Source organism: Flavobacterium turcicum, assembly GCF_011365745.1.
Classification (GTDB): domain Bacteria; phylum Bacteroidota; class Bacteroidia; order Flavobacteriales; family Flavobacteriaceae; genus Flavobacterium; species Flavobacterium turcicum.
The window spans coordinates 142333-155842 of the sequence record NZ_JAAOBY010000001.1 but is presented as its reverse complement, the minus strand read 5'-3'; the positions used below and the strand labels follow the sequence as shown (position 1 = coordinate 155842).

The 13510-nt window shown below is 35.1% G+C and carries 15 protein-coding genes; 8 read left to right on the top strand and 7 right to left on the bottom strand.

The window, feature by feature from the left end:
* Positions 1 to 2: 2 nt before the first annotated feature.
* From G9Q29_RS00660 to G9Q29_RS00630, 7 genes are all read right to left on the bottom strand, one after another.
* On the bottom strand, positions 3 to 1418 hold the full coding sequence (locus tag G9Q29_RS00660) for an ATP-binding protein (protein ID WP_166132587.1): 1416 nt from the start codon (positions 1416 to 1418) through the stop codon (positions 3 to 5).
* Between the two features lie 98 nt (positions 1419 to 1516).
* On the bottom strand, positions 1517 to 2071 hold the full coding sequence (locus tag G9Q29_RS00655; protein ID WP_166132586.1) for a CopD family protein: 555 nt from the start codon (positions 2069 to 2071) through the stop codon (positions 1517 to 1519).
* Positions 2058 to 3413: an MATE family efflux transporter gene (locus G9Q29_RS00650; RefSeq protein ID WP_166132585.1), complete on the bottom strand. Its 1356-nt coding sequence runs from the start codon at positions 3411 to 3413 to the stop codon at positions 2058 to 2060. The genes G9Q29_RS00655 and G9Q29_RS00650 overlap by 14 nt, the downstream gene beginning before the upstream one ends.
* Positions 3414 to 4469: a ferrochelatase gene (gene hemH / locus G9Q29_RS00645; RefSeq protein ID WP_166132584.1), complete on the bottom strand. Its 1056-nt coding sequence runs from the start codon at positions 4467 to 4469 to the stop codon at positions 3414 to 3416.
* A 98-nt stretch (positions 4470 to 4567) separates the two neighbouring features.
* A complete protein-coding gene (locus G9Q29_RS00640) occupies positions 4568 to 5437 on the bottom strand; it encodes a helix-turn-helix domain-containing protein (RefSeq protein WP_166132583.1) in 870 nt (289 codons plus the stop codon).
* Positions 5438 to 5569: 132 nt separating this feature from the next.
* Complete coding sequence (locus G9Q29_RS00635; RefSeq protein ID WP_166132582.1) at positions 5570 to 6109, bottom strand: YceI family protein; 540 nt, start codon at positions 6107 to 6109, stop codon at positions 5570 to 5572.
* 10 nt (positions 6110 to 6119) lie between these two features.
* On the bottom strand, positions 6120 to 6494 hold the full coding sequence (locus tag G9Q29_RS00630; RefSeq protein ID WP_166132581.1) for a hypothetical protein: 375 nt from the start codon (positions 6492 to 6494) through the stop codon (positions 6120 to 6122).
* 178 nt (positions 6495 to 6672) lie between these two features.
* On the opposite strand from G9Q29_RS00630, the gene G9Q29_RS00625 reads away from it, so the two are divergent.
* The 8 genes from G9Q29_RS00625 (at position 6673) to hemE (ending at position 13501) form a co-directional block, all read left to right on the top strand.
* The gene (locus G9Q29_RS00625) at positions 6673 to 7062 is read left to right on the top strand and encodes an OB-fold protein (RefSeq protein ID WP_166132580.1); all 390 of its coding nucleotides are present in this window, start codon (positions 6673 to 6675) and stop codon (positions 7060 to 7062) included.
* Positions 7063 to 7087: 25 nt separating this feature from the next.
* Positions 7088 to 7927, top strand: a complete 840-nt coding sequence (locus G9Q29_RS00620; RefSeq protein ID WP_166132579.1) for a DUF5777 family beta-barrel protein — start codon at positions 7088 to 7090, stop codon at positions 7925 to 7927.
* Between the two features lie 140 nt (positions 7928 to 8067).
* Positions 8068 to 8502 (top strand): hypothetical protein, encoded by a 435-nt coding sequence (locus G9Q29_RS00615; protein WP_166132578.1) that lies wholly within the window; start codon positions 8068 to 8070, stop codon positions 8500 to 8502.
* Positions 8503 to 8520: 18 nt separating this feature from the next.
* Positions 8521 to 9108 carry a globin family protein gene (locus G9Q29_RS00610; RefSeq protein WP_166132577.1) on the top strand — a complete coding sequence of 196 codons (588 nt, stop codon included), beginning with the start codon at positions 8521 to 8523 and terminating at the stop codon, positions 9106 to 9108.
* A gap of 358 nt (positions 9109 to 9466) precedes the next feature.
* Positions 9467 to 10771: a glutamyl-tRNA reductase gene (gene hemA, locus G9Q29_RS00605; RefSeq protein WP_166132576.1), complete on the top strand. Its 1305-nt coding sequence runs from the start codon at positions 9467 to 9469 to the stop codon at positions 10769 to 10771.
* A 49-nt stretch (positions 10772 to 10820) separates the two neighbouring features.
* A complete protein-coding gene (hemC, locus tag G9Q29_RS00600; protein ID WP_166132575.1) occupies positions 10821 to 11741 on the top strand; it encodes a hydroxymethylbilane synthase in 921 nt (306 codons plus the stop codon).
* Entirely contained in the window at positions 11741 to 12421 is a 681-nt protein-coding gene (locus G9Q29_RS00595; RefSeq protein WP_166132574.1) for a uroporphyrinogen-III synthase, read from the top strand. The genes hemC and G9Q29_RS00595 overlap by 1 nt, the downstream gene beginning before the upstream one ends.
* Positions 12422 to 12475: 54 nt before the next feature.
* On the top strand, positions 12476 to 13501 hold the full coding sequence (gene hemE, locus G9Q29_RS00590; RefSeq protein WP_166132573.1) for a uroporphyrinogen decarboxylase: 1026 nt from the start codon (positions 12476 to 12478) through the stop codon (positions 13499 to 13501).
* Positions 13502 to 13510 lie beyond the last annotated feature (9 nt).

Sequence of the window (13510 nt, the reverse complement as noted above, 5' to 3'; positions counted from 1 at the left end):
TTTTATGTGTGCAAAATGGGTAGCGATACCGTAAAAGTGGTTCCTTTTCCGTATTCGCTCTCAAAGGTAATTGTTCCTTTATAATTTTCAATAATGTTTTTTATGATTCCAAGACCAAGCCCCATTCCACTGCTTTTAGTGGTGAATTTAGGTTCAAAAATACGATGTACATCACTTGCTTGAATACCGACTCCATTATCTGAAACGGTGATCAAAACGGTATTCATTTCTTTACGAATGGTAACGGTAACTTTCTTTTCTTCTTGCTGCTCGGGTATGGACTGAATGGCGTTTTTGGCCAAGTTGGTAATTATCCGAATGAGTTGCGTACGGTCAATTTTAGAAATAATTTCGGGCGATTCGCTTTTAAACTCAATATAATCTTCGTTAAAAATATCCATGGCAAGCTCAACTACTTCAACCACATTCAGGGTTTCGTTTTGTTGTGCTGGCATCGAAGCAAAGTTTGAAAATGCCGAAGCCACTGCGCTCATGGTATCAATTTGTTGAATGAGTGTTTCAGAGTAATCATTCATTTTTTGTTTGACGTTGGCATCAGCCGGATCAAATTTACGCTGAAAACTCTGCACGGTTAAACGCATTGGAGTCAACGGATTTTTGATTTCGTGTGCCACTTGTTTGGCCATTTCGCGCCAAGCGCCTTCTCGTTCGCTTTGAGCCAGTTTAATAGCACTTTTTTCCAATTCATCCACCATGGCGTTGTAGGCTTTGATAAGTAAATTGATTTCTTTGCTGTTGGCTTCCAAAACAATTTTTTCGTTTTTTTGGTTCAAGCTAGTTTCACTCAACTTGTCAGAAATGGTTTTGAGTGATTTAGTAATATAAGATGATAAAAAATAGGCTAGCGCAAAGGCCATTACCAACATAAAAGTATACACTTGGCCTAATCGAATCAGGAAGTTTTTGAGCTCGTTTTCGTAATAGCCATCATCCTCTACGTAAGGTAAATTTAAAATACCAAGAGGTTTGAATTTGTCGTCTTTGATTTGACTAAATGCCGAACGGTTTTTTTTACCTTCAATCGTTTTAATGTCTACATACCTTTTTTCAATAGAAGAGCGTACGAGTTTTAAAATGTATTTCGGGATAGGTGGCGCTACTTTATCAACTGAAAAGGACTCTTTTGAGGATTTTAATAATTTCCCATCCAAACTGTAAATATTTATTTCAATATTGTGGATGTGTGCCAATTCGTGAATTTTATCTTTAAAAATCAGATCTAAATTCGCGGCATTCAAAGGATAAGTGGTCGTAGAAAGAATAAAATTAATGTGCTGTTTTACTGCATTTTCATTGCGTTCAAGGCGTTCTTGATGGTATTCTTTAGCTTCATTTTTAAACTGAATAATTGATATTGAGGCTAAAATTACCGAAGCCATTAATATCAATACAATCATGGACAGGAAAATCCTAATCCGTAGTGAAAGCATAGCTATTTTGAAGCTTGTGAACATGTTGATTAATTTACAATATCGGTTTACTGTCTGGTTTTGAATCAAGAATTGTTTCGTTCTCTAATTTTTTTATAAAATTTAAAACCAAGCATGATAATAATAGAGAAAAGAAAAATCCCAATTACTCCGTATATCCAATTGACGGCGTTTTTTAAAATCACTAAAAACACCACAGCAAACAAAATAATGGTAGCTCCTTCATTCCATAATCGCATGAAATTAGTAGAATATTTTACTTCATTTCGTTGCAATTGATTGAAAATTTGCTGGCACTTGGCATGGTAAAAATACAGGGCAAAAACAAAGCCAAGCTTTACGTGCATCCATGGCATTTGTAACCAAGCTTGGCCTAGTTCCGTAAAAAACAACATCCAAAAAGCAAAAACACTTGCTAGAATCGCTGATGGCCAAGTGATGATATACCATAAGCGGTACGTCATTATTTTGTATTGATTTTGTAAGATTTCTTTTTCTGGTGAGGGTTTTGCAGCAGCTTCAATTTGATACACAAACAATCGTACGATATAAAACAAACCTGCAAACCATGTGATTACAAAGATGAGGTGTAGGGATTTAATGTAATTATAGAATTCCATTTTCAGTATTTTTTAATTTTTTATTCATTTCTCGGTGCAAAAAGTAAGCAGTGAGCACTGTTGAAAGTACATCTGCAATAGGAAAAGCAATCCATACGCCAAAAATACCTAAAAAATTTGGTAGAATGAGTACCAACGGAATCAAGAAAAACCCTTGCTTACTCAAAGTTAAAACCAATGCCTTTTTAGCTTTCCCAGCCGCCTGAAAATAAGCCGCACCAATTAACTGTATTGCTATAATGGGCGAAGCTGCAAAAACCCATCGCAAAGCATCGGGAGTTTGTTGCACTACTTGTGGGTCGTTTGTAAAGATTGAAACTATAGATTGTGCAAAAACTACAATTATCAAAAAAATAATTGTTGCTAAAATTGCCGCGTATTTTATAGAGAGTGCAACACTTTCTTTGACACGTGCGTGATTTTGCGCTCCGTAATTATAACCAGCAATAGGTAAAAAACCTTGTGTAATTCCTAAAATAGGGAACAAGGCAAACATTAACATGCGACTTATAATGCCATAAATAGTAACCGAGTGTTCGCCGCCGTAAGTGTATAGAGTGTGGTTTACAATAATCGCCAAAATACTTACTACTCCTTGTCGGGCAAAGGTGACAAAGCTAAGCGTAATAATTTCTTTGCTAATAGCGGTTTGTAATTTGAAATGTTTTATTTCTAGTTTTAGTTCGCTTTTAAAAATAAAGAACCAGCCTACAAATAAAAAACAAGTAGAGTAGGAGATTGCTGTGGCCAATGCAGCGCCTTGCATCCCCATATTTAAAAAACGAATAAAAAGAATGTCTAAACCAATATTTACAAAGGCCGGAATGATCATAGCCACCATAGCAAATTTTGCTTTGCCTTCGGCACGAATAACATTGTTTCCCATCATACAAAGTGCTAAAAAAGGAACACTTAGAATAATTGGCATAAAAAATTCTTTCGCAGGTTTTAAAATAGCACCTTTTGCTCCAAAAAGGTGTAGCATTTCAACACTAAAAAAAAGGCCAGCCACTACAAAAATAGAGGCTAGCACAAAAGTTAATGTGATTTGATTCCCGAAGGTATAAAGCGCTTTTTCGCGATCTCCGGCGCCTAGTGCTCGTGACAGTACAGAGCCACCACCAACCCCAATTGCCATACCAAGCGATGAGATCAAAAATGTTATAGGAAGTACCACGGTAACCGCAGCAATTGCTAATGAGCCAATCCATTGTCCTACAAAAATGGTGTCGATTAAAATGTTGACCGACAAAAATAATATTCCAATTGATGCGGGAACGGCTTGTTTGAACAAAAGTTTTTTGATGTCCTGCGTGCCTAATTCATCGGCTTTTACCGCCATTTATGCAGTAACAGTTTCGGCTGTTGCAGTACTTGTTGTCGTTACTTTTGACCAATTTGTAATCCAGTTGCTTACTGTTTTACACCAATCATCACTATCATTTAAACAAGGAATTGCCATAAAGTTTTCGCCACCGTGGTGCAAAAATTCTTCGTTGGCTTCCATTGCAATTTCTTCCAAAGTTTCTAAACAGTCAGATACAAATGCAGGAGTAACTACAGCAAGATTTTTAATTCCTTTTTCAGGCATTTTGTTCACCTCTACGTCAGTGTATGGACGCAACCATTTGTCACCTGCTAAACGTGACTGAAAGGTTTGGCTGTATTTTCCTTCTGGAATTCCCAATAGTTTAACTACTTGTTTGGTAGTTTCGTAACATTGATGACGGTAGCAAAACTCATGCGCTGGTGATGGTGTGTTGCAACAAGATCCGTCAATTTTGCAGTGTGATTTCGTAACATCTGTTTTACGAATGTGACGTTCTGGAATTCCGTGGTATGAAAACAACAAATGATCATAATCAAAACCTTGTAAATGACCTTTAATGGAGTCGGCTAAGTTTTGTAGATAGTCAGGTTTGTTGTAAAACGCAGGTACTATCGTGAATTTCATTTCAGGGAAATATTTTTTGCGGTGCTCTTCGGCTAATTCTAAAATGGTTGTAGTAGAGGCCATAGCGTGTTGTGGGTACAACGGAAACAACATTACTTCGGTCACTCCTTTGTCGTGCAGTTCTTGTAAACCAGACAATAAAGACGGATTTCCGTAGCGCATTGCTAAAGCAACTGGCACATCAACTTGCGCTTGTACTTTTTCGTGCATACGACGCGATATAACAACAAGCGGCGACCCTTCGTCCCACCAAATTCTTGAGTAAGCTGCAGCTGATTTTTTAGGTCTCGTTTGTAAAATGATTCCACGTACCAATAATGCACGCAATAAAAATGGAACGTCTATCACGTATTTATCCATCAAGAACTCATCTAAATACGGCTTTACATCTTTTGGAGTTGGACTTTCTGGAGAGCCTAAGTTTACTAATAATACACCTTTCATTTTGTTGTTTTTTGTTAGAACAAAAGTAATTAAACTTACTTTTTATATCCGGAGATTAACTATTTTTTATTTATCGTTTAATATCTAAAATCAATGCCCTAATTCATATTTGGGTTAATAGACATTAGGTATTTTTTTGGCGTAGTGGCAAATTTCTTTTTGAATGCTGCAATAAAATGACTGCCGGTACTATAGCCGATTTTTAATCCTACTTCGTTCACGTTGTAGGAGCCGCTATCGAGTAGTTTGCGTGCAAAATCCATTTTGTAATCAAATAAAAATCCGTAAACGGTGTCGCCATAAATTTGTTTGAATCCCATTTTCAACTTTTTGATATTCAGCCCCACCTCGTCTGCTAATTCTTGCAATCCCGGTGGCTCTGCCATGTTCGAAATGATTATTTCTTTGGCTTTCTTTATTTTGATTACATTGTCTTCATCAATCAAGAACGGACATTGCTCCGCATTTGGATCTTCGGTACGGTTAAAATACAAGCTCAACAACTCGTAGCCTTTCCCTTTATAATACAAGTTTTTAATAGAAGGATGCAAATTGTAATGAAACAATTGCGACAAAACTATAGCCATTGATGGACTTATATTTCCTTCGTTATAGTATTTTTTGTCTCTATTATCAGCACTTAAAAACGTGATATAATCAGCCTCGGTAGAGAAAAGAGCGTGAAATTTTTTTATTGAAATTATTACAGAAATAACCCAAGAATTTGGAGCTAACTCTAAGTTCAAGGGCAGTTCTTTTTGCGGATTGTATAAAAGCAGCGACTTTTCTTCTTTTAGCTCTAAAGCATAGTTACCTTGATTGAACAAAAACTTGGCATTTCCTTTTAGACCAAAATGAAATTGAATTAAACCACTTGTAGTTTCACGCTGCGCAAACAATGGGGCCGAACTGTCGTTTTGAAACCGAATTAACGTAAAATCGTTTTCAATGTTAATTTCTTCTTCCATGTTTTGATTTCTTTTTTAAAATTTTCAATCCACAGCTAGGCATCAGATTGTTTTTGTCTTTCAAAATTAAATCTTTTTCACGGTTTTATAGAGCGTACGCCGTAATTTTATACAAATTTTATTCTTTGTGCCTTATTTTACGGTAGCATCAATTTCGATGTTAATCTTGTTTGATACTTTTCGTTTTACAACAGCAGGAATAGCAATATTGTAATCACTTGCATTTACTGCAAAGTTCGATACAATCTTAATACCTGCAGCAGTCTTACTAATTTTTGCAGTCGTTTTAACATCATTCGTTTTGCCATGCAACTCTAATTTACCGGTTAGCGGAAACTCTTTTGGTGTTTCACTAAGGTTTTTTACGTCAAAGCCAGAAAGTTTACCTTTAAAAGTAGCTTTTGGGTATTTATCGCTTTCTACGTAGTTTTCGTTAAAATGTTCCTCCATAAGTGCCACTTTAAATCGAAAACCTTTTACTAGTGCTAAACTTGCAATTTCTCCTGTGTTAGGATTCAATACAAATGTGACATTGTTGTTCGAGGCTTTAACTTCTTCAAAAGATGAAACCGATCCTTCAAAGTTAATTTTACCTGTTTTAGTGATCATTTTTTCTTGCGCAAAGCCTGTTAGAGTTAGGCATAATAACGCTACAGTTATCAATTTCTTCATTTTCAATTATTTATTGTTCTAATAATCCGTCTTGTTGCCATTTTGTAACTAAATCTATCGTACCTTGTGGCATCCTTGGCCCGCCTTGTGGCATTAGTAAACCATTCCCGTTGGGAAGAGAGATACGGTTTAGTAAACCACGATTTGTAATCGATTCTTTTACCTGTGCGTAAGTTACTAATGAATTGGGAGCGCCATTTCGTGGTACTGCAGCATGGCAAACTACGCAATTGTTGTCAATAATTGATTTAATGTTTTGATTATAGGTCACTTTGGCCGTAGAATTAGGAGGTGGCGTTGTTGTAAGTGTTTCTGAATCCTCATTGCTGCAGCTTGTCAAAAGTGCAACAAACGTTAAAGCTGTGAATACTAATTGTGATTTCATGTTTTTTGTTTTAAATTTAGCGTAAATTATTAATTTTTAAATAATTACCAATAGTAGTAAATTATAATTGCATTTACGATAAAAACGAAGCTTTAGTTTCAATTAATATTAAAAAATAATGACAAAACCATAAGAATCTTTTTCTCGTATATTTGATAAATTTAAAAAATTGTACACCATGAAAAAAAAAATACTTGTAGGAATTGCACTTGTAGGAGTAGTTGCTGTTTCTTCTTATCTGTTTTTATACAAAGAACATCGCGATATTAAAACTGAAACAGCTGATTATGTCGTTTCTATTCCTAATATGGATGTTGAATTTCAAGCCAATGATAGCGTTGCCAATGCCAAATATTCAGACAAAACTATTGAATTGGTCGATGTGGTTACTAGTGTTGATGAGGCAAATAACGGAATTGTGTTAGGTGAAAAAGTTTTTGGAACTTTTGCAGAAAAAACATCGCTTAAGGATTTGACGGGAAAAACTATAACCGTTAAAGGTAGATTTTTAGGTTATGATGAATTATTAGAAGAGTATAAATTAGATCAAATTTCGATAATTAAATAAACAACAATTTTAAAAACCCAAACACATGAAAAAATTAACCTTTTTATTACTTCTATTACCCTTATTGACTTTTGCACAAGATGATTTGTTAGATGGTGTTGAAACCACTTCTGGCAAAGAGAAAATTACTTCTGCATTTAAGGCGCTTAAAATTGTAAACTTAGAATCTACTAAACTTGCTGCAAAAGGCGATTTATATTTTGTAGTAGCGCACCGTTTTGGATCGGTAAAAGATGGCTTTGAAGGATTTTACGGTTTAGATAATGCCAATACACAAATAAAATTCATTTATGGTTTAACCGAAGGTTTGCATGTAAGTGCTGCACGTAATCAGTTGGCGTATGATTTTGCTGCAAAATACGCTTTGTTTTCACAAGTTAAAGATGGTTTTCCGGTTACCATTGCTGGTTTCAATAGTATGTCTATCAACAATACATTAAAGGAAAGTTTGTATCCAAATCTAGAATTCAGTGATCGTTTAACCTATGTTGGTCAATTGCTTATTTCTCGCAAGTTTTCAGAAAAATTATCACTTGAGCTTGCTCCATCTATATTTCATGAAAATTTTGTAGACAATCCTTTGCAAGACAATACACAATATGCAATAGGTATGGGTGGTAGATATAAGTTTTCTAAAAGATGGTCGTTAAATATTGATTATGCTGCTCATTTAAACCGTGCAGGAAATTCAGTTTTCAATAATCCACTTTCTATTGGTTTTGATTTGGAAACGGGTGGACACGTTTTTCAAATGCACTTTACCAACTCACAAGGAATTGACGAAGCAGGTTTTTTAGGAAGAACAACCGGCGATTGGAACAAAGGAGATGTTTTCTTTGGATTTAATTTGGCCAGAGTTTTTTAAGAAGTTAAAAACGAGAAGTTTGTACTATTTTTTTTATTTAAAATGAATTTAAATAGCTTTTTTAACACATTTTGAAAAAACCAAGTTAAAATAGTGCACGTATATCAACACAAATACAACAAATAAAAAACAACAAACCTATGAAAACAAACAAGATTTTTAAAAAGGTACTTTGGGCAGGACTAACTATAGTTGTGTTGTTTATTGCCATTTTTATCTTTCATATTATAACGGCTAAGCCCGCTGTATATGATACTCCCAACTTACAAGTGAGCCGAATCGATTTTAAATCAAACATTGACTCTGTGCAAGCAAAGAAAATTTGTGCCGACTTGAGAACGATAGACGGATTGACTTCTGACTCTATTATTGTAAAACGAAATGTGGTTGTATACTTTCACAACAACAAGATTACTAACTCAGAGAAAGTTTACAATGAGTTAATGACAAAAGGTAAATACGATGCACAACGCTACATTTTACCAGAAAGTTTTGCAAGTAAAGAGGTTTGCCCTGTAGATCAAAACAGCGCGAGCTACAAATTATTCCAAAAAGTAAATCAATTTTTTAATTAATCCTTAAATACTTTTATTATGAAACATTTTTCAAAATTAACACTTGGTGTGTTATTAGTTGCATCGGCAACTTTGGTTTCTTGTAACAATGATGATGATGCTGCACCAGCTGCAGAAGCTTCAATCTACACTCGTTTAGGCGGAACTGCAATGGTTGCTGACCCAGATAATTCTGGTCAAATGATCGAAGCTGGAAGATTGTCTTACCGTAAGGTAGTAAACTCTACTATTGGTCTAATTGTAGCTGATGTTCAAAACAATGCATCTGGAAACTTGGCAGCACACTTTGCACCAGTTTTAAGAGAAACAGGTACTACTCAAGCAACAAGTATCGCTAAATTATCAGATAATCTTACTGATTTTTTCTCTTTCAATACAGGAGGAACAAATGCAGTAAACACTTATTCTGGTCTTAACATGGTAGCAGCACATAACCCAGCTACAAACGCACGTATGGGTAAAAAATCAAATGCTGCTGAGTACACTAAATTTGTTGGGTACGTAGGTGCAGCTGCAAATGCTAATGGTGTTGCTTCAAACACAAAATTATATACTGATATTGTTGCAGTATTAGAGTCTTTAAGAGCTCCAATCGTACAAGAATAGTATGAAAAGGTTAAAAACGCTACCTTTTATGGGTAGCGTTTTTATTTCTTTTTTGTTAAATCAATAATGTAGAGTAACGTATTTAAAATTAAATAATTTTTCCAAATACCACTCGATGTTTTGAACCCTAAGCGATATTTTTTAAAATCGCAAATCTTGGAAAAACAAACCCTTTATTTAGAATTAATATATATAGCGCTGTGTTTAAAGCTTGATTTCAGTGAAAACCGACTCTTTTTAGAGCAAAAAAGGCACCAATCAAATTTTTAATTTCATAGCGATATAAAAAGTACCTCTAGCGTTGTTTTTATAAAATAGTTAGTAATAATTTTGTTGAACTTTTTAAGGAAAGTATAATATGGAAAAATTTAGTATGTCCAAAAACACCACTTTTTATGCTTTAGGCTTAAGTTACAAGAAAGCAGACGCAACCATGAGAGGGAAATTTAGCCTTGACGCTAGTGCACAATCAGCACTTTTGGCGCAAGCTAAAGAAGAAGGAATAGAATCCTTAATTGTTACTTCTACTTGTAATAGAACCGAAATATACGGATTTGCTAATCATCCTTATGAGTTAATCAAATTACTTTGTGAAAACAGCAATGGCTCTGTCGAAGAGTTTCAAGAAGTAGCTTACATTTATAAAAGTCAAGATGCTATTAACCACATGTTTCGTGTAGGAACAGGTTTAGATAGTCAAATATTAGGTGATTTTGAAATCATCAGCCAAATCAAAAATGCATTCAAAGTAAGTAAAACAGAAGGTTTAGTAAACACCTTTATGGATCGCTTAGTAAACTCGGTTATTCAAGCGAGTAAAAAAATTAAAACAGATACTGAAATTTCATCTGGTGCAACATCGGTTTCGTTTGCATCAGTTCAATATATTATTCGCAATGTAGAAAACATTGGTAACAAAAACATATTGCTTTTTGGAACTGGAAAAATTGGTAGAAATACTTGCGAAAATTTAGTAAAACATACTAAAAACGGTCACATCACCCTAATTAACAGAACAAAAAATAAGGCGGAACAATTGGCCGGAAAATTAAATGTTGTTGTTAAAGATTATGCCAATTTGCAAGAAGAAATTCAGCAAACAGATGTGCTAGTTGTTGCTACAGGAGCAAAGAATCCAACTATTGACAAAACACTTTTGAATCTTAAAAAGCCGCTTTTAATTCTGGATTTATCCATTCCAAGAAATGTAAATCCTGATGTTGCTGATATCGATGGTGTTACATTAATTCATTTAGATTATTTATCTCAAATGACGGATGACACTTTGGAGCGCAGAAAACAGCATATTCCTGCTGCAGAAGCGATTATCGAGGATTTAAAATTAGAGTTAAATACCTGGATGAATGGTCGTAAATACGCGCCAACTATTCATGCACTAAAAGCTAAGTTAAATGATATTGTTGCGACCGAATTGGCGTTACAAAGAAAAAAAACAATTAACTTTGACGAGGAACAAGCGGATTTAATCAGTTCAAGAATCATTCAAAAAATAACTAATCACTTTGCAAGTCATTTAAAAGATGAAAATACATCAGTAGACGACAGCATTGATTTTATTGAAAAAGTGTTTCAAATTGGACAGTTGGCCCCAAAAGTTGTACCTTCAGCAATTGAAGAAAAATACAAGATTAATTTGTCTTAAAATTACACAATAAAATAATCCTTTCGTTTTTTAAGGATGCAATCGTAATATGGCTCAAAAAGTAATTAGAATAGGAACTCGCGATAGCGAATTGGCACTTTGGCAAGCTCATACCGTCCAAAAAAAACTAAATGATTTAGGGTACAAAACTGAAATTGTAGCCGTAAAATCGCAAGGCGATATTATTCTTGATAAGCCTCTTTATGAATTAGGAATTACCGGAATTTTTACCAAAACACTCGATGTAGCTATGATTAATGGCGATGTTGATATTGCGGTACATTCTATGAAAGATGTTCCAACTGCATTACCACACGGAATTGTTCAAGCAGCCGTTCTCGAAAGAGCCAATACACTCGATATTTTAGTACACAAAGGCAATCTCGATTTTTTAAATCAAACTGGAACTATTGCTACGGGTAGTTTGCGCCGTCAAGCGCAATGGCTTAATAAATACCCGAATCATACTGTAGTTGATTTGCGCGGAAATGTAAATTCACGCATGAAAAAACTACAAGAAAGCGACTGGAGTGGAGCTGTATTTGCAGCAGCAGGATTGGAAAGAATCAACCTTAAACCAGAAGATTATATTGATCTAGACTGGATGATTCCCGCACCAGCTCAAGGAGCTATGCTGGTAGTAGCCATGGCCGACGATGAATTTTCAAGACAAGCTTTGCACGAGTTGAATGATATTGATACAGAAGTGTGCACCCACATTGAAAGACAATTTTTAAGAACGCTAGAAGGCGGTTGTACAGCTCCAATTGGTGCTTTAGCCGTTTTCGTAGAAGACGATATTGTTTTTAAAGGTGTTTTGTTTTCTATTGATGGAAAAGAAAAAATCGAAGTAGAAAAAACCGTTCCAATGCAAGAGTGGAAAAAATTAGGGTTTTATTGCGCACAAGAAATTCTTGAAAATGGTGGAGCAGCACTTATGACATCCATCAAAAACAGCTTAAAGAAATAATGGAGCAAATTAGTATTTTATCTACCAAAACACTTTCTGGAGTTCAAAGAAAAGCGGTTCTCGATGCCAACTTTGATCTTTTGGAACAAGATTTTATCGAAATAACAAACACTCCATTTTCACTTCAAAATATTCAAGAAAATCTTATTTTTAGTAGTCAGAACGCCGTTCTAAGTTTGCTAGAACAAGACGGTTGGGAAGGTTTACGAACTAAAACGGCTTTTTGCGTAGGCATCAAAACTAAAGAATTACTGGAGCAAAATGGTTTTAAAGTAGATGTTTACATGGATTATGCGTCAGAGCTAGCCGAAATTATCACCTTAATTTACAGTCAAAACAGCTACACTTTTTTTAGTGGTAATTTGCGTAAGGAAACCTTACCACAAGCACTAAAAGATGCTGGAATCGTGTTTAATGAAATTGAAGTGTATCAAACTAAGTTGGCACCATTTAAAATTTCAAGTTTAGAAAATTTTGCAGGTATCCTCTTTTTCAGTCCATCGGGAGTAGAGAGTTACCTAAAAGAAAATAAGCTAAAAAAAGAAGTTTGCTTTTGCATAGGCGAGACTACCGCAGCAGCTTTAAAAGGGAAAACAAAGAGTATTGTGGTAGCCGAAGAGCCCACAATTGAAGATTTAATTATCGGACTCATAGAATATTATACAACAGAAGGCGAATAACGCCCATCAAATAGATCAAAACAAACCCTCAAAAAGGAATTAAAAAATAGAATTATGTTAAAAAATGACTTGTTTTTAAGAGCGCTAAAAGGAGAAACTGTTGAACGCCCACCGGTATGGATGATGCGTCAAGCAGGAAGGTATTTGCCAGAATTTAGAGCTTTGCGAGACAAATATGATTTTTTCACTCGTTGCGAAACTCCTGAATTAGCTGCCGAAATTACGGTTCAACCTATTCGTAGAATTGCTCCAGATGCTGCCATTTTATTTTCGGATATTCTTGTTGTGCCTCGCGCTATGGGAATTCACGTGGAATTAAAAGACAATTTAGGACCAATAATCCCGAATCCTATTCGTACGATGGAACAAGTAAACCAAGTTTTCGTTCCAGATGTAAATGAAACTTTAGGTTACGTTTTTGATGCTGTAAAGTTGACAAAAGAAATGTTGAACGATGAGGTTCCTTTGATAGGTTTTGCGGGTTCACCATGGACTATTTTTTGTTATGCTGTTGAGGGCAAAGGGTCTAAAAGTTTTGATACAGCCAAAGGATTCTGTTTCTCAGATCCAGTAGCGGCGCACACTTTATTACAAAAAATCACTGATACCACTATTTTATACTTATTAGAAAAAGTAAAATCAGGTGTGAATGCGGTACAAATATTTGATTCTTGGGGCGGTATGTTGTCGCCAGTTGATTACCAAGAATTCTCATGGAAATACATCAACCAAATCATCGATGCCTTAGCTGAAGTAACTCCAGTTATTGTTTTTGGAAAAGGATGTTGGTTTGCTTTGAACGAAATGGGTAAAAGTAAAGCCTCTGCGCTAGGTGTAGATTGGACTTGCTCGCCAAGAAATGCACGTTATTTGTCAGGTGGAAATATCACACTACAAGGTAATTTTGATCCATCAAGATTGTTGTCACCAATTCCAACCATTAAGAAAATGGTTCACGAAATGATTGATGAATTCGGAAAAGACAAATACATCGTAAACTTAGGCCACGGTATTTTACCAAATATTCCGGTAGATCACGCCAAAGCATTTATTGATGCGGTGAAAGAATATCAAAAGTAAACAGTCTCA